At 64.5% G+C, this 17,916-nt stretch carries 14 protein-coding genes and 1 tRNA gene; 9 read left to right on the top strand and 6 right to left on the bottom strand.

Going from position 1 to position 17,916, the window contains the following annotated elements:
* Positions 1–164: 164 nt before the first annotated feature.
* Complete coding sequence (locus tag AC1MHZ_RS08575; RefSeq protein WP_482966256.1) at positions 165–1,835, bottom strand: AMP-binding protein; 1,671 nt, start codon at positions 1,833–1,835, stop codon at positions 165–167.
* A gap of 295 nt (positions 1,836–2,130) precedes the next feature.
* Here AC1MHZ_RS08575 and AC1MHZ_RS08570 point away from each other — a divergent pair, with 295 nt between their 5' ends.
* From AC1MHZ_RS08570 to AC1MHZ_RS08555, 4 genes are read left to right on the top strand one after another with little or no spacing between them, the layout of a single operon-like run.
* Entirely contained in the window at positions 2,131–3,294 is a 1,164-nt protein-coding gene (locus tag AC1MHZ_RS08570) for an isovaleryl-CoA dehydrogenase (protein ID WP_084859230.1), read from the top strand.
* A 19-nt stretch (positions 3,295–3,313) separates the two neighbouring features.
* Positions 3,314–4,921, top strand: coding sequence for a carboxyl transferase domain-containing protein (locus tag AC1MHZ_RS08565; RefSeq protein ID WP_084859228.1), 1,608 nt, complete (start codon positions 3,314–3,316; stop codon positions 4,919–4,921).
* Between the two features lie 3 nt (positions 4,922–4,924).
* Entirely contained in the window at positions 4,925–5,734 is an 810-nt protein-coding gene (locus AC1MHZ_RS08560) for a gamma-carboxygeranoyl-CoA hydratase (protein ID WP_084859227.1), read from the top strand.
* A complete protein-coding gene (locus tag AC1MHZ_RS08555; RefSeq protein WP_084859225.1) occupies positions 5,731–7,683 on the top strand; it encodes an acetyl/propionyl/methylcrotonyl-CoA carboxylase subunit alpha in 1,953 nt (650 codons plus the stop codon). Before AC1MHZ_RS08560 ends, AC1MHZ_RS08555 begins: the two co-directional genes overlap by 4 nt.
* 68 nt (positions 7,684–7,751) lie before the next feature.
* On the opposite strand, the gene AC1MHZ_RS08550 is transcribed toward AC1MHZ_RS08555, so the two are convergent.
* Positions 7,752–8,405 (bottom strand): LexA family protein, encoded by a 654-nt coding sequence (locus AC1MHZ_RS08550; protein ID WP_084859238.1) that lies wholly within the window; start codon positions 8,403–8,405, stop codon positions 7,752–7,754.
* 130 nt (positions 8,406–8,535) lie between these two features.
* On the opposite strand from AC1MHZ_RS08550, the gene AC1MHZ_RS08545 reads away from it, so the two are divergent.
* From AC1MHZ_RS08545 to AC1MHZ_RS08535, 3 genes are all read left to right on the top strand, one after another.
* On the top strand, positions 8,536–8,853 hold the full coding sequence (locus tag AC1MHZ_RS08545; RefSeq protein WP_324817921.1) for a hypothetical protein: 318 nt from the start codon (positions 8,536–8,538) through the stop codon (positions 8,851–8,853).
* Between the two features lie 430 nt (positions 8,854–9,283).
* Positions 9,284–9,802, top strand: coding sequence for a DUF4880 domain-containing protein (locus tag AC1MHZ_RS08540; RefSeq protein WP_084859220.1), 519 nt, complete (start codon positions 9,284–9,286; stop codon positions 9,800–9,802).
* 105 nt (positions 9,803–9,907) lie between these two features.
* Entirely contained in the window at positions 9,908–11,056 is a 1,149-nt protein-coding gene (locus tag AC1MHZ_RS08535; protein WP_324817923.1) for a M14 family metallopeptidase, read from the top strand.
* A gap of 213 nt (positions 11,057–11,269) precedes the next feature.
* On the opposite strand, the gene AC1MHZ_RS08530 is transcribed toward AC1MHZ_RS08535, so the two are convergent.
* Positions 11,270–11,344 (bottom strand) — tRNA-Gln (locus tag AC1MHZ_RS08530).
* A gap of 283 nt (positions 11,345–11,627) precedes the next feature.
* Between AC1MHZ_RS08530 and AC1MHZ_RS08525 the strand changes: the two genes are divergently transcribed.
* Positions 11,628–11,873, top strand: coding sequence for a DUF465 domain-containing protein (locus AC1MHZ_RS08525; protein WP_084859217.1), 246 nt, complete (start codon positions 11,628–11,630; stop codon positions 11,871–11,873).
* Between the two features lie 94 nt (positions 11,874–11,967).
* Here the strand turns inward: AC1MHZ_RS08525 and exaC are convergent, their stop codons facing one another.
* Positions 11,968–13,488: an acetaldehyde dehydrogenase ExaC gene (gene exaC / locus AC1MHZ_RS08520; protein ID WP_324815770.1), complete on the bottom strand. Its 1,521-nt coding sequence runs from the start codon at positions 13,486–13,488 to the stop codon at positions 11,968–11,970.
* Between the two features lie 168 nt (positions 13,489–13,656).
* Positions 13,657–15,546 (bottom strand): propionyl-CoA synthetase, encoded by a 1,890-nt coding sequence (locus tag AC1MHZ_RS08515; RefSeq protein ID WP_084855443.1) that lies wholly within the window; start codon positions 15,544–15,546, stop codon positions 13,657–13,659.
* Positions 15,547–15,722: 176 nt separating this feature from the next.
* Here AC1MHZ_RS08515 and AC1MHZ_RS08510 point away from each other — a divergent pair, with 176 nt between their 5' ends.
* A complete protein-coding gene (locus AC1MHZ_RS08510; protein WP_482966255.1) occupies positions 15,723–16,589 on the top strand; it encodes a LysR family transcriptional regulator in 867 nt (288 codons plus the stop codon).
* Here AC1MHZ_RS08510 and AC1MHZ_RS08505 read toward each other — a convergent pair.
* Positions 16,563–17,720, bottom strand: a complete 1,158-nt coding sequence (locus AC1MHZ_RS08505) for an HPP family protein (RefSeq protein WP_084855426.1) — start codon at positions 17,718–17,720, stop codon at positions 16,563–16,565. The genes AC1MHZ_RS08510 and AC1MHZ_RS08505 overlap by 27 nt on opposite strands.
* Positions 17,721–17,916: the final 196 nt, after the last annotated feature.

Raw genomic sequence — 17,916 nt, 5'->3', positions numbered from 1 at the left:
ATATCACCGTCGCCTGGCAAGGGCTTCGCCCTTGATCGCGGGACAAGTCGGACCGCCGCACCGCCGCTCCCACAGGGGCAAGCATCGGCCGCTTGTTCTCTGCGCGACAGCGCAGCCCGAAGGGCTGGGTAATCTCCCACAGAACCGGTGATAACAGGATCAGGTTACAGCTTGATCTCGGCGATGCTGATTTCGCGCATGCGGAACTTCTGCACCTTGCCGGTCACCGTCATTGGGAACTCGTCGACGAAGCGGTAATGCCGCGGCACCTTGAAATGGGCGATGCGCGCTTTGCACCACTGCTGCAGCTGCTCGGCGGTCACGCTGTGCCCGGGGTGCAGCTTGATCCAGGCGACCAGCTCTTCCCCATACCGGCTGCAGGGGATGCCGATCACCTGGGCGTCGGCTACCGCCGGGTGGGTGTAGAAGAACTCCTCGAGCTCACGTGGGTAGATGTTCTCCCCACCCCGAATGATCATGTCCTTGTTGCGCCCGACGATGCGCACGTAGCCCTGCTCGTCCATCACCGCCAGGTCGCCGCTGTGCATCCAGCCGGCCGGGTCGATGGCGTCCTGGGTGGCCTGGGGGTTGCCCCAGTAGCCGAGCATGACGCTATAGCCGCGAGTGCACAGCTCGCCGATCTCGCCTCGCGGGACGATAGTGCCATGCTCGTCCACCAGCTTGCTTTCCAGTTGCGGCTGGGTACGGCCGACCGTGGTCACGCGCAGCTCCAGCTCGTCGTCCGGGCCGGTCTGCAGCGACACCGGGCTGGTCTCGGTCATGCCGTAGGCGATCTGCACCTGGGCCATGTGCATCTGCTCGATCACCCGGCGCATGACCTCGATCGGGCAGGTGGCGCCGGCCATGATGCCGCTGCGCAGGCTGGACAGGTCCAATCCGGCGCGGCCGGGGTGGTCGAGCATGGCGATGAACATGGTCGGTACCCCATAGAGGATGCTGGCACGCTCCTCAGCCACGGCCTGCAAGGTCAGGCCCGGGTCGAAGGCATCGTTGGGGTAGATCATGGTGCTGCCATGGGTGACGCAGCCGAGATTGGCCATGACCATGCCGAAGCAGTGATACAACGGCACCGGGATCACCATGCGGTCACGCTCGGTCAGGCCCAGGCTCTCACCGACCATGTAGCCGTTGTTGAGGATGTTGTAGTGGCTGAGCGTGGCCCCCTTGGGCGCGCCGGTGGTGCCGGAGGTGTACTGGATGTTCACCGGCTGGTCGAACTGCAGGCTGCGCTGGCGGGCCTCGAAAGCCTCGGGGGCGCTCTGCCCTGCCCGCTCGGCCAGGTGGCCCCAGGGCAGGAAGCCGGCCGGCGGGTTCGCTGCCAGGCTGATCACTCCACGCAACGCCGGGAGCCGCTCGCAGGCCAGCTGGCCGAGGGCGCAGGTGGCAAGCTCGGGGGCCAAGTCCAGGACCATGGCATGGTAGTCGGAGGTCTTGAAGGCATCGGCGCAGACCAGCCAGCAGCAACCGGACTGGCGCAGCACGTATTCCAGTTCGCCGACCCGGTAGGCCGGGTTGATATTGACCAGGATCGCGCCGACCTTGGCGCTGGCCAGCTGTAGGATGCACCACTGGGCGCAGTTGGGCGCCCAGATCCCGACCCGGTCGCCGACCTGCACGCCCAGCGCCATGAGCGCGCGCGCATGACCATCGACCTGCCCGGCCAGCGCTCGCCAGCTGTAGCGTAGGCCTTGGTGCCGCACCACCAGGGCTTCGCCGTCGGGGTTGCGGGCCACGGTGGCGTCGAAGGCCTGACCGATGGTCTGGGTCAACAACGGGCGGTCCTGGCGACCGCGGGTGTAGCTTGGTTGACTCATGGGTATCCCTTCTTGTGGTTGTTCTGGGCATGACTGAAGCAAGCGCGGCTACTCTGGCGCAGATTTACGTTAACGTAAAGGTCACGAGTCGATTGACAGCTTCCGAAGCCAGGTTTACGTTAACGTAAAGGTGAAAACACAAGTACCGGTTTGCACCTACCCCGTGGGAGCGGGCTTGCCCCGCGATTGCGCCAGCCAGGGCTGACATCGTCGTTGGATCTGACGGCGGGACAAGTCCGCTCCCACAGTGACAGTGCGACGTCTACCAACCTCAAGAACAAGAAGGTGCCCCCGCATGCATTACCCCACCCTGAACTTCGCCCTGGGCGAAACCATCGACATGCTTCGCGACCAGGTGCGCACCTTCGTTGCCGCCGAGCTGGCCCCACGCGCCGCGCAGATCGACCAGGACAACCTGTTCCCCGCCGACATGTGGCGCAAGTTCGGCGACATGGGCCTGCTGGGCATCACCGTGCCGGAGGAATACGGCGGCGCGGGCCTGGGCTACCTGGCCCACGTGGTATCGATGGAAGAGATCAGCCGTGGCTCGGCCTCGGTAGCCCTGTCCTATGGCGCCCACTCCAACCTGTGCGTCAACCAGATCAACCGCAACGGCACCCATGAGCAAAAGCAGAAATACCTGCCCAAGCTGATCAGCGGCGAGCACATCGGCGCCCTGGCCATGAGCGAACCCAACGCCGGCTCCGACGTGGTATCGATGAAGCTGCGCGCCGAGAAGCGCGGCGACCGCTACGTGCTCAACGGCAGCAAGACCTGGATCACCAACGGCCCCGACGCCAACACCTACGTGATCTACGCCAAGACCGACCTGGACAAGGGCCCCCACGGCATCACCGCATTCATCGTCGAGCGTGACTGGAAGGGCTTCTCGCGCAGCAACAAGTTCGACAAGCTGGGCATGCGCGGCTCCAACACCTGCGAGCTGTTCTTCGATGGCGTGGAAGTGCCTGAAGAGAACATCCTCGGCCAGCTCAACGGTGGCGTACGGGTATTGATGAGCGGCCTAGACTACGAGCGCGTGGTGCTCTCTGGCGGCCCGACCGGGATCATGCAGGCCTGCATGGACCTGGTGGTGCCCTACATCCATGACCGCAAGCAGTTCGGCCAGAGCATCGGCGAGTTCCAGCTGATCCAGGGCAAGATCGCCGACATGTACACCCAGCTCAACGCCAGCCGCGCCTACCTGTATGCGGTGGCCCAGGCCTGCGACCGCGGCGAGACCACCCGCAAGGACGCCGCCGGGGTGATCCTCTACACGGCCGAGCGCGCCACCCAGATGGCCCTGGAAGCGATCCAGATTCTGGGCGGCAACGGCTACATCAATGAATTCCCGGCCGGCCGCCTGCTGCGCGACGCCAAGCTGTACGAGATCGGCGCCGGCACCAGCGAGATCCGCCGGATGCTGATCGGTCGCGAACTGTTCAACGAAACCCGCTGAGCACGAGGAACCGGCGCCAATGGCTACCTTGCACACCCAGATCAACCCGCGCTCGGCGGAATTCGCCGCCAACAGCGCGGCCATGCGCGAACAGGTGCAGGCCCTGCGTACCCTGCTCGCCCACGTCACCCAGGGCGGCGGCCCGAAGGCTCAGGAGCGGCACACCTCGCGGGGCAAGCTGCTGCCGCGTGAGCGCATCGACCGGCTGCTCGACCCGGGCTCGCCATTCCTCGAGATCGGCCAGTTGGCCGCCCATGAGGTCTACGGCGAAGATGTGCCCGCCGCCGGCGTGATCGCCGGCATTGGCCGTATCGAAGGGGTGGAGTGCATGGTCGTGGCCAACGATGCCACGGTCAAAGGCGGCTCCTACTACCCGCTGACGGTGAAGAAGCACCTGCGCGCACAGGCCATCGCCCTGCAGAATCGCCTGCCCTGTATCTACCTGGTGGATTCCGGTGGCGCCAACCTGCCCCGCCAGGACGAGGTCTTCCCCGACCGTGAGCACTTCGGGCGGATTTTCTTCAACCAGGCCAACATGAGCGCCCTGGGGATCCCACAGATCGCCGTGGTGATGGGCTCGTGCACCGCAGGCGGCGCCTATGTGCCGGCCATGGCCGACGAAGCGATCATGGTGCGCCAGCAGGCGACCATCTTCCTCGCCGGCCCACCCTTGGTGAAGGCCGCCACCGGCGAGGTGGTGAGCGCCGAGGACCTGGGCGGCGCCGACGTGCACTGCCGCACCAGCGGTGTGGCCGACCACTATGCCGACAACGACGAGCACGCCCTGGCCCTGGCCCGGCGCAGCGTGGCCAACCTCAACTGGCACAAGCTCGGCAAACTGCAGCGCCAGGCGCCGGTCGCCCCGCTGTACGACGCCGAGGAACTGTATGGCGTGGTACCTGCCGATGCCAAGCAGCCGTTCGATGTCCGCGAGGTGATCGCGCGCCTGGTCGACGGCTCGGTGTTCGATGAGTTCAAGGCACTGTTCGGCACCACCCTGGTATGCGGCTTCGCCCACCTGCACGGCTATCCGGTGGCGATCCTGGCCAACAACGGCATCCTCTTTGCCGAGGCGGCGCAAAAAGGTGCGCATTTCATCGAGCTGGCCTGCCAGCGCGGTATCCCGCTGTTGTTCCTGCAGAACATCACAGGCTTCATGGTCGGCAAGAAATACGAAGAAGGTGGCATCGCCAAGCATGGCGCCAAGCTGGTGACCGCGGTGGCCTGCGCCCAGGTGCCGAAGTTCACGGTGATCATCGGCGGCAGCTTCGGTGCCGGCAACTACGGCATGTGCGGCCGCGCCTACGACCCGCGCTTCCTGTGGATGTGGCCCAACGCGCGGATCGGCGTGATGGGTGCCGAGCAGGCTGCTGGCGTGCTGGCCCAGGTCAAGCGCGAGCAGAGCGAACGGGCCGGTACCGCCTTCAGCGCCGAGGAAGAGGCCAGGCTCAAGCAGCCGATCCTCGACCAGTACGAGCGCCAAGGCCACCCCTACTATTCCAGCGCAAGGCTGTGGGACGACGGCGTCATCGACCCCGCCCAGACCCGCGACGTGCTTGGCCTGGCGTTGTCCGCCGCGCTGAACGCCCCGATCGAACAGAGCCGCTTCGGCATTTTCCGGATGTGACCCATGAGCGATTTCAGCACCCTGGAAGTGATCAAGGACCCTCGCGGCTTCGCCACCTTGTGGCTGAGCCGCGAAGACAAGAACAACGCCTTCAACGCGCAGATGATCCGCGAACTGATCGTCGCCCTCGACCAGCTCGCCGAGGATGCCAGCCTGCGTTTCGTGCTGCTGCGCGGTCGTGGCCGACACTTCAGCGCCGGTGCCGACCTCGCCTGGATGCAGCAGTCGGCGCAGCTGGACTTCAACACCAACCTGGACGACGCCCATGAGCTGGGCGAACTGATGTACGCCCTGCACCGCCTCAAGGCACCGACCCTGGCGGTGGTGCAAGGCGCGGCCTTCGGCGGTGCCCTGGGCCTGATCAGCTGCTGCGACATGGCCATCGGTGCCGAGGATGCCCAGCTGTGCCTGTCCGAAGTGCGCATCGGCCTGGCCCCGGCGGTGATCAGCCCGTTCGTGGTCAAGGCCATCGGCGAGCGCGCCGCGCGTCGCTATGCCCTGACCGCCGAACGCTTCAGCGGCGTGCGTGCCCGCGAGCTGGGCCTGCTGGCCGAGGTCTACCCGGCTGCCGAACTCGATGCCCAGGTCCAAGCTTGGGTCGACAATCTGCTGCAGAACAGCCCCCAGGCCCTGCGCGCCACCAAGGACCTGCTGCGCGAGGTGGACGACGGCGAGCTGAGCCCGGCGCTGCGCCGCTACTGCGAGAATACGATCGCCCGCATCCGCGTCAGCCCCGAAGGCCAGGAGGGCCTGCGCGCCTTCCTGGAAAAACGCCGCCCCGCCTGGCAAGACAACAAGGAGCCGCGCCCATGAGCCGCCCTACCCTGACCACCCTGCTGGTCGCCAACCGCGGCGAGATCGCCTGCCGGGTCATGCGCACCGCCAAGGCCATGGGCCTGACCACCGTCGCCGTACACAGCGCCACCGACCGTGACGCCCGCCACAGCCGCGAAGCTGACATCCGCATCGACCTGGGCGGCACCAAGGCCGCCGAGAGCTACCTGGTGATCGACAAGCTGCTGGCGGCAGCCAAGGCCAGCGGCGCCCAGGCCATCCACCCAGGCTATGGCTTCCTCTCCGAGAATGCAGGCTTCGCCCGCGCCATCGAACAGGCCGGGCTGATCTTCCTCGGCCCGCCAGCCAGCGCCATCGATGCCATGGGCAGCAAGTCGGCGGCCAAGGCGCTGATGGAAGCTGCAGGCGTACCGCTGGTACCGGGCTACCACGGTGAAGCCCAGGATCTGGACACCTTCCGCGCCGCCGCCGAGCGCATCGGCTACCCGGTGCTGCTCAAGGCCAGCGCCGGCGGTGGCGGCAAGGGCATGAAGGTGGTCGAGGAGGAAAGCCAGTTGGCCGACGCCCTGGCCTCGGCGCAGCGTGAGGCGCAGTCGTCGTTCGGCGATGCGCGCATGCTGGTGGAAAAGTACGTGCTCAAACCGCGCCATGTGGAGATCCAGGTGTTCGCCGACCAACACGGCAACTGCCTGTACCTCAACGAGCGCGACTGCTCGATCCAGCGCCGCCATCAGAAAGTGGTCGAGGAAGCCCCGGCCCCTGGGCTGTCCCCCGAGCTGCGCAAGGCCATGGGCGAGGCTGCCGTGCGCGCCGCCCAGGCCATCGGCTACGTCGGCGCGGGCACCGTCGAGTTCCTGCTCGATGCCCGCGGCGAGTTCTTCTTCATGGAAATGAACACGCGCCTGCAGGTGGAGCACCCGGTCACCGAGGCCATCACCGGCCTGGACCTGGTGGCCTGGCAGATCCGCGTGGCCTGCGGCGAGCCGCTGCCGATCACCCAGGACCAGGTGCCGCTGGTCGGCCATGCCATCGAGGTGCGCCTGTACGCGGAAGACCCGGCCAACGAGTTCCTGCCTGCCACCGGCACCCTGGCGCTGTACCGCGAGTCGGCACCCGGCGAGGGCCGCCGGGTGGACAGCGGCGTCAGCGAGGGCGATGTGGTCTCGCCCTTCTATGACCCGATGCTGGGCAAGCTGATCGCCTGGGGCCAGGACCGCGAGCAAGCCCGCCTGCGCCTGCTGGCCATGCTCGACGAATTCGCCATCGGCGGATTGAAGACCAACATCGCCTTCCTGCGCCGCATCCTGGCCCACCCGGCCTTTGCCGCCGCGGAACTGGACACCGGCTTCATCCCGCGCCACCAGGCCGAGTTGCTGCCTGCGCCGAACGCACTGCCGGCGACGTTCTGGCAGGCGGCCGCCGAAGCCTGGCTGCAAGGGAGCCCTGCGCACCAGCGTCACGACGACCCCGCCTCGCCTTGGGCCCGGCGCGACGGCCTGCGCCTGGGCCTGGCAGCACGCAGCAGCCTGCACCTGGTCAGCGGCGGGCAGGACCAGGCCGTCGCGCTGGAACACAATGCGCCCTCGACCTGGCACCTGGACGGCGAACAGCTGTGCCACGCTGTGGATGGCGTGCGCCGTCGTCACCTGGCCATACGCCGTGATGACACCCTGTACCTGCAATGGGATGGGGAAATGCATGCAGTGAGCGCCTTCGACCCCATCGCCGAAGCCGAAGCCAGTCACAGCCACCAGGGCGGTCTGGGCGCGCCCATGAACGGCAGCATCGTACGGGTGTTGGTGGAGCCGGGCCAGGTGGTCGAGGCCGGTACCGCGCTGGTGGTGCTGGAGGCGATGAAAATGGAGCACAGCATCCGCGCCCCTCACGGCGGCACGGTCAAGGCCCTGTTCTGCCAGGAGGGAGATATGGTCGGCGAGGGCACGGTGCTGGTGGAACTGGCCGATTAATGCAAAGGGCCGCTGCGCGGCCAATCGCCGGCTTGCCGGCGATTGGGCTGCGAAGCAGCCCCAGCGATCTAGAACTTACCGTGCACCCGCACGACGACCCCAAGAAACTCGCACCCGTCTTCGCACAGAACGGTCGGATACCGCGTATTCAGCGGCCTGAGCATGCGCTCTCCGCCCTCCTCGATCAGTTGCCTGAGGACCGCCGCCTTGCCCGGCTGCCGGGCGATCACCAGTTTGCCGGGCACCGGATCGAGGCCCGTGTCCACCAGAATGAGCATGCCCTGGGGCACACTCATTCCGCTTGCCGCGTTCATCGAGTCGTTTTCAACAGGCAGCCAGAATGCATTGCCGGCCGGCATATAGTCGGTCTGCTCGGTCACTTCGACAGCGTCGGGCAAAGGGCCTTGCAGGTCGGCCCAGGCCAGGACCGGAAAGCGGAAACTGGCATAACGCAGCGCCTCGGATGAAAGGGAGCGCTCTGGCGCATAGACGCCCAGGGGCTCACGCAACAGGCCACGCTCTACCACCATGACCTGGGCTTTGAGATAGACCAACCCGAGCTTTTCCAATTTTTCATTGATGGTCGCCAAGGTAGGCCTGCGGGTGCCACGTAACCAGTGGCCCACGCCGCCTTGGGTCATCCCAAGGCGTTCGGCCAGTTCCAGTTGGTTAAGGCCATGTTCACGCTTGTAGCGCGCGAGAAATTCGTTCCAGTTTTCCATGGCCGAGAACAATACGGGCTGTATCCAGCGCATCAATACACATCCTGAATTATCTTGCCTTAGATAAATAATACAGTTTGACCTATGCTCCGTATTCACCACTCCGCAGTGACAGTGAGCAGGTATCAGGATGAAACCATCGAAAAACGAAGAAACAGATCTCGACAGCGAAGCCGCCCGCCGTGCGCTCGATTATTACCTCAATCCAGCTCCGCCGCGCCCCAGTCTGGACAACAAGATCTGGACCCTGCACAACGGCGTGACGGCCAGGCAGGCCCACAATCATGCACTGGCGCTGTTGCGCTGCGCCTCGGCCACCGCGCACGAAACCGCCTCCCACCAACCCGAGGGCATGACCCGCGAGGTGATGTTTGCCTTGATGCATATGGTGAACATGGCCCGGGCACTGCTGGAACACGAGCAGACGGCATTGAAGGAAGAGAAATAAGGAGAGTCGTGATCGCCGCCCGGCAGCGATACCCCCGGTTGCCGGGAAAAGGAAGCGCACCGGCAAAACTTTTTTACCGGATAGGTGAAAATTCATTTGACTGGCAAATGATAACGATTATTATTGCACTCAGCAGGTCGCGAGACCCGCTGGATAACCTGAAAGCCCTTAGGTCGGACTCTCAGATTATCTCCTCATCAGGCTAATCACGGTTTTTGACCCGGCTTTTTGCCGGGTCTTTTTTTTGGCTCTTCAGGCTAATGAAGATCGATTACCGCGTAATGGCCGCGATGATAGCAAAGGTGTGTCAATTCGTGAACGGCTGTAACAACGTTTTGCGCAATCAGCACTTGAGAATCACTATCGTTAAGATTAATCTGCTTGCGCATCATGGATGATGCCCCCTCCCCCATCGAGCAAGGAGCTGTCTATGTCCCGTCTGCTATTGCCCGTTGAACAGGGCACTTCCGGCCTCCACTCTGCCGCCGAAGGCACCCTGCTCCATCAGCTCAAGCGCCTGCCGCGTCGCGTGCAGCAAGTCTTCCTGCTCAGCCGCCTCGACCGGCTCGGCTTCGCCGATATTGCCGAACACCTTGATTTGCCCCTGCTGGCGATAGAACGTCACATGAACCAGGCGCTGCAGGCTACGTGCGCTCCAGGCGATGCCCTGGCCAGCATCGCTGGCCAATGGTACGTACGCTTGCAAAGCCCGCAAGCCACCGCCAGCGAACGCATCGACTTCCGCCGCTGGTTGGACGCCGCCCCCGAGCACCTGCGCGCTTTCCACGACACCGAACTGCGCTGGCGCAGCCTGCTCGCCCCGGCTCGCCAGCTGGGCCATGACGGCTGGTACCGGCATGGCCGGGCGGCGCTGTCGTTGGGCGGGTGTTCGATTGCCGTCGGCCTCGGTGCCGCTGCGCTCCTCGTACTGGGCCTCTACCCCTTGTAGGAGCGGCGCAAGGCTGCTCCTACAGGTGTTTCGGTAAATTCACTGCCCAGGCATTACACCGGCAGGTGTACAGTAGCGACACAACAAAGCCACAGGAGCCTGGCAATGACCGTGACGCTGTCCCCGCTGCACATCGACTGCGATTTCGATTCCGGCAACATTCAGGTACTGGACACCAGCGACCCGACCCGGGTGCACTTGGCCATCCGCCCCGACACTCATAGCGGCCACTTTCAGTGGTTCCACTTCAGGGCCAGCGGCCTGACACCAGGCCAGACCCACCGCTTCAGCCTGGACAACGCCCATCAGTCCTCCTACAAGAACGCCTGGGCCGGCTACCACGCCGTGGCCTCCTACGACCAGCAGACCTGGTTCCGCGTACCCAGCCAGTTCGACGGCAAGGCGCTGAGCTTCGAATTCGCAGCACAGCAGGAACAGGCCTGGTTCGCCTATTTCGAACCCTACCCGCGCGCACGCCACAATCAATTGATCGAACGCGCCAGGCAATTGCCCGGCGTCGAGTTGCTGGCCTGTGGACGCAGTGTGCAAGGTCGCGATATTCCACTGCTGCGTGCAGGCAACGGCTCAGCCGGCAAGCGCAAGATCTGGCTGATCGCCCAGCAGCACCCGGGTGAACACATGGCCGAATGGTTCATGGAAGGTGTGATCGACCGTCTGCAAGCCAACGACGATACCGTCCAGGCCCTGCTGGCCGAAGCCGACCTGTACCTGATCCCCAACATGAACCCCGACGGCGCCTTCCTGGGCCACCTGCGCACCAACTTCAAGGGCAAGGACCTGAACCGCGCCTGGCAAGACGCCAGTGTCGAGTTCAGCCCCGAGGTGTTCTTCGCCCAATCGCAGATGAAGCAGTACGGGGTGGATGCCTTCATCGACGCCCATGGCGACGAGGAAATCCCCCATGTGTTCACCGCCGCCTGCGAGGGTAACCCCGGCTACACGCCACGTCTGGCGAAGCTCGAGGAGCAGTTCCGCAGCACGCTGTGCAGCGTGACGCCAGACTTCCAGACCGTGCATGGCTATACCCGCGACGAGCCGGGCCAGGCCAACATGACCTTGGCGTGCAACGCCGTGGGCCAGGCTTATGACTGCCTGTCACTGACCTTGGAAATGCCGTTCAAGGACCATGACGATGCGCCCAACCCCATCACCGGCTGGTCGGGTGAACGCTCGAAGGCATTGGCGGGCGCGGTGTTGGAAACCTTGGCGAAAATGGTCAAGGACTTGCGCTGAGCGAACCGACGTCATCGCGGGACAAGCCCGCTCCCACAGGTATAGCGCCGCGCGCTTGTCCCGCGCGGTCTCTGTGTGGAGCTTGTTCCGCGATGGGACTGCCAGGCGCCACAATACTGAAAGCCGTATGAAAAATGGCTGAATTAGCTATCGGAAATGATTCGATACTGTGCGCTGAGGCACACGGAAACAGCAGGAGAGATATGAAGATAATGGCAGGGGCGGCTGGATTCGAACCAACGCATGGCAGGATCAAAACCTGCTGCCTTACCGCTTGGCGACGCCCCTGTATCGGATACGACGAATGCCTGTGCACTGTCGCTCTGAAGACTCACTGACAACAACGCTGGGTCGCTGTGCTGGAATGGCCGGCACTATACCAACAGTCTTCTCACCTGGGAACCCCCAAGGTGAAAAAAAATGCCTTAAAACAGCAAGTTAGTCCTCTGCTCCGGGTTTTGGTCAGCCGTGGCATTGCCATCCGTCGCATTTTCCCGGCCTCGCTTCAACAACCGCGGCTTCCTTCATTCCAATCAGGTAAGCAAAGCCTGCGCATCACAAGGAGGGCGCCATGCCAGTTTCCCATGACCTCTACCAGGACCTTCACTACCCTCGCGAAATCGTCCAGCAGCGGCGCCAACAGGACAAGGAGCTGGACCGGTTGCTGGATGAATACGTGGACATCGACAACCAGGTGCTGGCCGCCGAAGCAATCTCGGCTGGCAATGTCAGTGACGATGACTTGCACCGGCTCAAGGAGCGCCGGCTGGCGGTGAAGTACATGATCGAGCGGCAATTGGAGCGCCACCCCAAATAGCGAGGGGCCGCTGCGCGGCCCATCGCGGCACAAGGCCGTTCCTACAGGGAACGTGCTGCCACCTGTAGGAACGGGCTTGCCCCGCGATGCCCGTTTAGAAGAAGCCCAACGGGTTGATGTCGTAGCTCACCAGCAGGTTCTTGGTCTGCTGGTAGTGGTCGAGCATCATCTTGTGCGTCTCACGCCCCACGCCGGACTTCTTGTAGCCACCGAACGCGGCATGGGCCGGGTACAGGTGGTAGCAGTTGGTCCATACGCGGCCGGCCTTGATGCCGCGACCCATGCGGTAGGCGCGGTTGATGTCACGGGTCCAGACGCCTGCGCCGAGGCCGAACTCGGTGTCGTTGGCGATGGCCAGGGCCTCGGCCTCGTCCTTGAAGGTGGTGACGCTGACCACTGGGCCGAAGATCTCCTCCTGGAACACGCGCATGCGGTTGTTGCCTTTGAGCAGGGTCGGCTGGATGTAATAGCCGGTGGCCAGGCTGCCTTCGAGTTTCTCCACCTTGCCCCCGGTCAGCAGCTCGGCGCCTTCCTTCTGGGCGATCTCCAGGTAGGAGAGGATCTTCTCGAACTGTTGTTGCGAGGCCTGGGCGCCGACCATGGTGTCGGTGTCCAGCGGGTCGCCGCGCTTGATCTGCAGCACCTTCTTCATCACCACCTGCATGAATTCGTCGTAGATCGACTCCTGCACCAGCGCACGGGATGGGCAGGTGCACACCTCGCCCTGGTTGAAGAACGCCAGCACCATGCCTTCGGCGGCCTTGTCGATGAAGGCCGGCTCGGCCTTCATGATGTCCTCGAAGTACACGTTCGGCGACTTGCCGCCCAGCTCCACGGTGGACGGGATGATGTTCTCGGCGGCGCATTTCATGATGTGCGAGCCCACCGGCGTGGAGCCGGTGAAGGCGATCTTGGCGATGCGCTTGCTGGTGGCCAGGGCCTCGCCGGCCTCACGGCCGAAGCCTTGCACCACGTTGAGCACGCCCTTGGGCAGCAGGTCGCCGATCAGCTCGAGCAGCACGGTGATGCCCAGCGGGGTCTGCTCGGCAGGCTTGAGCACCACGCAGTTGCCGGCAGCCAGGGCCGGGGCCAGCTTCCAGGCGGCCATCAGCAGCGGGAAGTTCCACGGGATGATCTGCCCGACCACGCCCAGCGGTTCGTGGATGTGGTAGGCCACGGTGCTGTCGTTGATCTCGGCGGCGCCGCCTTCCTGGGCGCGGATGCAGCCGGCGAAATAGCGGAAGTGGTCCACGGCCAGGGGGATGTCGGCGTTGAGGGTTTCGCGGATCGGCTTGCCGTTGTCCCAGGTCTCGGTGATGGCCAGGATTTCCAGGTTCTGTTCGATGCGGTCGGCGATACGTAGCAGCACATTCGAGCGGTCCTGCACCGAGGTGCGACCCCAGGCATCGGCGGCGGCGTGGGCGGCGTCGAGGGCCTTGTCGATGTCCTCGGCGGTGGAACGGGGGAATTCGGCGATCGGCTGGCCGTTCACCGGCGAGGTGTTGGTGAAGTATTCACCCTTGACCGGAGGAACGAACTCACCGCCGATGTAGTTGCCATAGCGGCTCTTGAAGGTGATTTTCGCGCCTTCGGTACCCGGATGTGCGTAACGCATGGTGTGGCTCCTGATTTTTATCCGTTGTTTTAGGAGTGATCCTTGGCATGCATGGAAGCAAGTTGGAAGAAATAAGGAAAATCGATTTATCGTATTTCAAAAACAAGCTCAGCTTATAAAGGCAATCGCGGGCAAGCCCGCGCCCACAGGAAGTGGTATTGCCCTTCATCACCCTGCCCGCGGCAGGTCCGCCAACACGCCTTCGATCTCCTCCAGCACCGCCGGGTCGTCCAGGGTCGACGGCGGCACGTAGTCCTGCCCGTCGGCAATCTTGCGCAATACGGCGCGCAGGATCTTGCCCGAGCGGGTCTTGGGCAGGCGTTTAACGAGGCGCACCCGGTTGAAGCAAGCCAGCGCGCCGATCTGCTCACGCACGTTGGCCACCAGCTCGGCCTGTAACTGCTGCTCGGTGACACCCTCGCCATCCTTGAGCACCACCAGCGCCAACGGCACCTGGCCCTTGATCTCGTCATGCACGCCGATCACCGCGCACTCGGCCACCGCCGGATGACGCGCCACCAGGTCCTCCATCTCGCCGGTGGACAGACGATGGCCGGAGACGTTGATCACATCGTCCGTGCGTCCCATGATGTAGACGAAGCCATCCTCGTCCAGGTAGCCGCCGTCGCCGGTGTGGTAGTAACCCGGATAGCTCTGCAGATAGGCCTGTAGATAGCGTGCGTGGTCGCCCCATAAGGTCTGGCTGCAACCTGGCGGCAAGGGCAGCGCAATGACGATGGCGCCCTGCTGGTTCGGCCCCAGTGGCCGGCCTTCGTCATCGAGCACCTGCACGTGGTAACCCGGCACCGCGCGGTTGCTCGACCCCGGCCGCGCCGCGCTGCCTTCCAGGCCTGCGCAAGGTGCGGTGACCGGCCACCCGGTCTCGGTCTGCCACCAATGGTCGTGCACCGCCTTGCCGCTGACACGCTCCAGCCATTGATGGGTACTGGAGTCGAGCTTCTCACCGGCCAGGAACAGCTGGCGCAGCGAGCTCAGGTCGTGGCGGCGGATGAGCTCACCTTCTGGGTCTTCCTTGCGGATCGCGCGCATGGCGGTGGGCGCACAGAACAGGCCGTTGACCTTGTACTGCTCCACCACGCGCCAGTAGGCCGATGCGTCCGGCGTGCGGATCGGCTTGCCTTCGTAGAAGACCGTGGTGCAGCCGCTCATCAGCGGCCCGTAGACGATCAGCGAATGGCCGACCACCCAGCCCACGTCGGAAATCCCCCACCACACGTCACCGGCCTGCATCCCGTACACATGACGCATGGCATAGCACAGCGCGACGGCATTGCCGCCGTTCTCGCGCACGATGCCCTTGGGTTTGCCGGTGGTGCCGGAGGTGTACATGATGTACAGCGGGTCGCCGGCATCCAGCTGCACCGGCGGTATTGGCTCGACACCGGTCAATGCCGCCTGCCAGTCGAGGTCGCGCCCTGGCTGCAAGCCGGCGTGGGCCTGAGGGCGCTGCAGCACCAGCACATGGCGCGGCTGGTGCCCGGCCAGTTGCAGGGCACGGTCGACCAGCGGTTTGTATTCGATCACCCGGTCGAACTCCAGCCCGCACGACGCGGTGAGCAGCAGCGCGGGCCGGGCATCGTCGATACGCAAGGCCAGCTCGTTGGCAGCAAAGCCGCCGAACACCACCGAATGCACCGCACCGATCCGCGCACAGGCCAGCATGGCCATGGCCGCCTGAGGCACCATGGGCATGTAGATGATCACGCCATCACCCTTGCTCACGCCCAGCTGTCGCAGCAGCCCTGCCAGGCGTGCCACTTCGTCGCGCAACTGGTTGTAGGTGAACGTCTGTTGCACGCCGGTCACGGGCGAGTCGTAGATCAGCGCCAACTGCTCGCCCCTGCCTTGTTCAATCTGGTGGTCCAGGGCCAGGTAGCAACTGTTCAGACGGCCGTCGGCGAACCAGCGGTGGGTACCGTCGGGGTTGTCCTGCAGGGTCAGCGTGGGCTTGCGGTGCCAGGCCAGGCGGTCGGCCTGTTCGGCCCAGAAGGCGGCGGGGTCGGCAATGGAATGGGCGTAGCTGTGCTGGTAGGTCATGGCGGTCTGCAACCCGATACTTGTTGTTATTGAAGGGCGAACCTGGAGTATGGACCCCTACCCCACCCTCGCCATCGGACTTAAGTCGCAACCGATATGCAAGATTGCACAGGCAGTCGCACCATTGCGGTGCAAACGCCTAGAATACGCCTTCCGTCAGCCACTGAGCCGCTTCAATGGATATCGATCAGGCCCGTACCTTCCTGGAAATCGTGCGCTGCGGCAGCCTGGTCGCCGCCGCCGAACGCCTGTTCGTGTCGCAGACGGCGATCACCGCGAGGGTGCAGCGCCTGGAGCAGCAACTGGGCTGCCAGCTGTTCGTGCGCAGCCGCAACGGCGCCAGCTTGACCAGCGACGGCGAGGCGTTCGTGGTCTACGCCAACCAGATGGTGCAGACCTGGGAAGCGGCGCGGCGCGACCTGCCGTTGCCCCAGGGTTGCCAGCAGGTGTTGCATGTAGGCGGCGAAGTGAGCCTGGCCAACCCGATGATGCTCGACTGGGTCAGCGCGCTGCACCATGAACTGCCCAGCCATGCCATCCGCAGCGAAGTGAGCGACGGCGAGTCGTTGCTGCGCAAGGTGGAGATGGGCCTGCTCGATGCCGCGTTGGTGTACCAGCCGACCTACGGGCCTGGTTTGCAGGTGGAGCAATTGATGGAGGAAAAGCTGATCCGCGTGCGCCGGGTCGGCCACCCCGACCCTTACATCTACATCGACTGGGGCGAAGCCTTCCGCCGCCAGCACGACGCGGCCCTGCCCGACTGTGCGCGCCCGGCGCTGAGTTTCAACCTCGGCCCGCTGGCGCTGCAGTTCATCCTCGACCAGGGCGGCAGCGGCTACTTCCGCACCCGGGTGGTGCAGGCCTACCTGGAGCGCGGGGTGGTCGAGCGGGTGCCGCAGGCGCCGGAGTTCACCTACCCGACCTTCCTGGTCTATGCCCGCAAGCGTGACAGCGAAGCCCTGCAACAGGCCTTAAGCGTGCTGCGCCGGCTGGTGGCAGCCGGCGACAGCGATTGGTCACAGCGCTGGGACCCGGTTATCTGAACGTTGCGCGGCGGCATTGAGCAGATGCCGCTTGAGGCCTGCGATCAGGTCGGTCTGGGTGATCACCCCCACTAGGTGATCATCCTCCAGTACCGGCAGGCAGTGCAGGCCGTGATCGCTGAGCAGCGGCAACAAGCGATCCAGCGGGTGCTGGCTGCTGACGCTGATCACCCGTCGGCTCATCACCTGCTCCATGCGCACCGTATGGCGGCGGAACATCCCTCGCCAGCTGAAGCGCGCACGGGCCATGGCCGGGCCCACCAGGTCGCTCAAGCTGACGATGCCCACCAGACGGCCGCCTTCGAGCACCGGCAGGGTCTTGAGGTGATGGCTCGAAAGCATCTTCCAGGCCTGTTCCAGGGTGGTGGCCGGCGAGGCGAACTGCACGTCGCGGGACATCACCGAGGCCGCGGTGATGCCGCCCAGGCTGCGTTGCAAGGCATGCTGCTCGGTGGCCAGGATGATACGTTCGAGTTCATCGCGGGTGACGTCGACGAACTCGCCCAGCTCTTCCAGAGCCACATCCAGGTCTTCGCTGTTCACCCCTACCCGCTCGCTGGGCAGCGGGTCGTGGGTGTGGTGCAGGTCCTTGCGTGGCAACGGCCCCTTGGGGTAGCGCACGCCGGTCAGGCGGTTGTAGCACACCCCCACCGTGACCAGGATCAGCGCGTGCAACAGGATCGGCTCGAGCAGATGGTTGCCCAGCGCCACCAGGCCTGGGTCGGCCAGCACCGCGCCAGCCGCCACCGCGCCACCGGGCGGGTGCAGGCAGCGCAGCAGGCACATCAACAGGATCGACACGCCCAGGGCGGCCGCAGCCACCCACAGCTCGGCGCCGAAGCCATGACGCATGGCCAGGCCCACCGCACCGGCCACGGCATAGCTGCCCAGTACCGGCCAGGGCTGGGCCAGCGGGCCGGAATGCACGGCGAACACCAGCACCGCCGAGGCGGCCAGCGGGCCGAGCAGATGCAAGGCGACCGAGGGGCCGAAGACCATGCTGCATAGAGTACCGGCCAGGAACAGGCCGAGCAGTGCACCGACACCGGCACGCAGCCATTCTTTGGGGGGGATGTTCAAGGGAGCAGGCAGCAGGCGCTGCAAACGGCTTTCAGGACGCGAGGCAGACATCAAGGAGATCGATCGTGTTCTTCTGGTTAAAAAGAAAGCCCAGCCAAATCGGCCTGGGCCCGGTATTGCGCATGCAATAGCTCAATGATTCCGTCCATGGAGATGGAAACGGGGAAGTTTCATGGCGGCGATTGTGCCGGGTGGGCTGGCAAGGAGCCAATTCAAAAAAATGCGCTTGCGCTGCAATTTTTTTGTA

The sequence above is a fragment of the Pseudomonas sp. FA-1 genome, from assembly GCF_056856075.1.
Note: the sequence above shows the minus strand (reverse complement) of the source record. Positions and strands in the feature narration are given on the sequence as shown.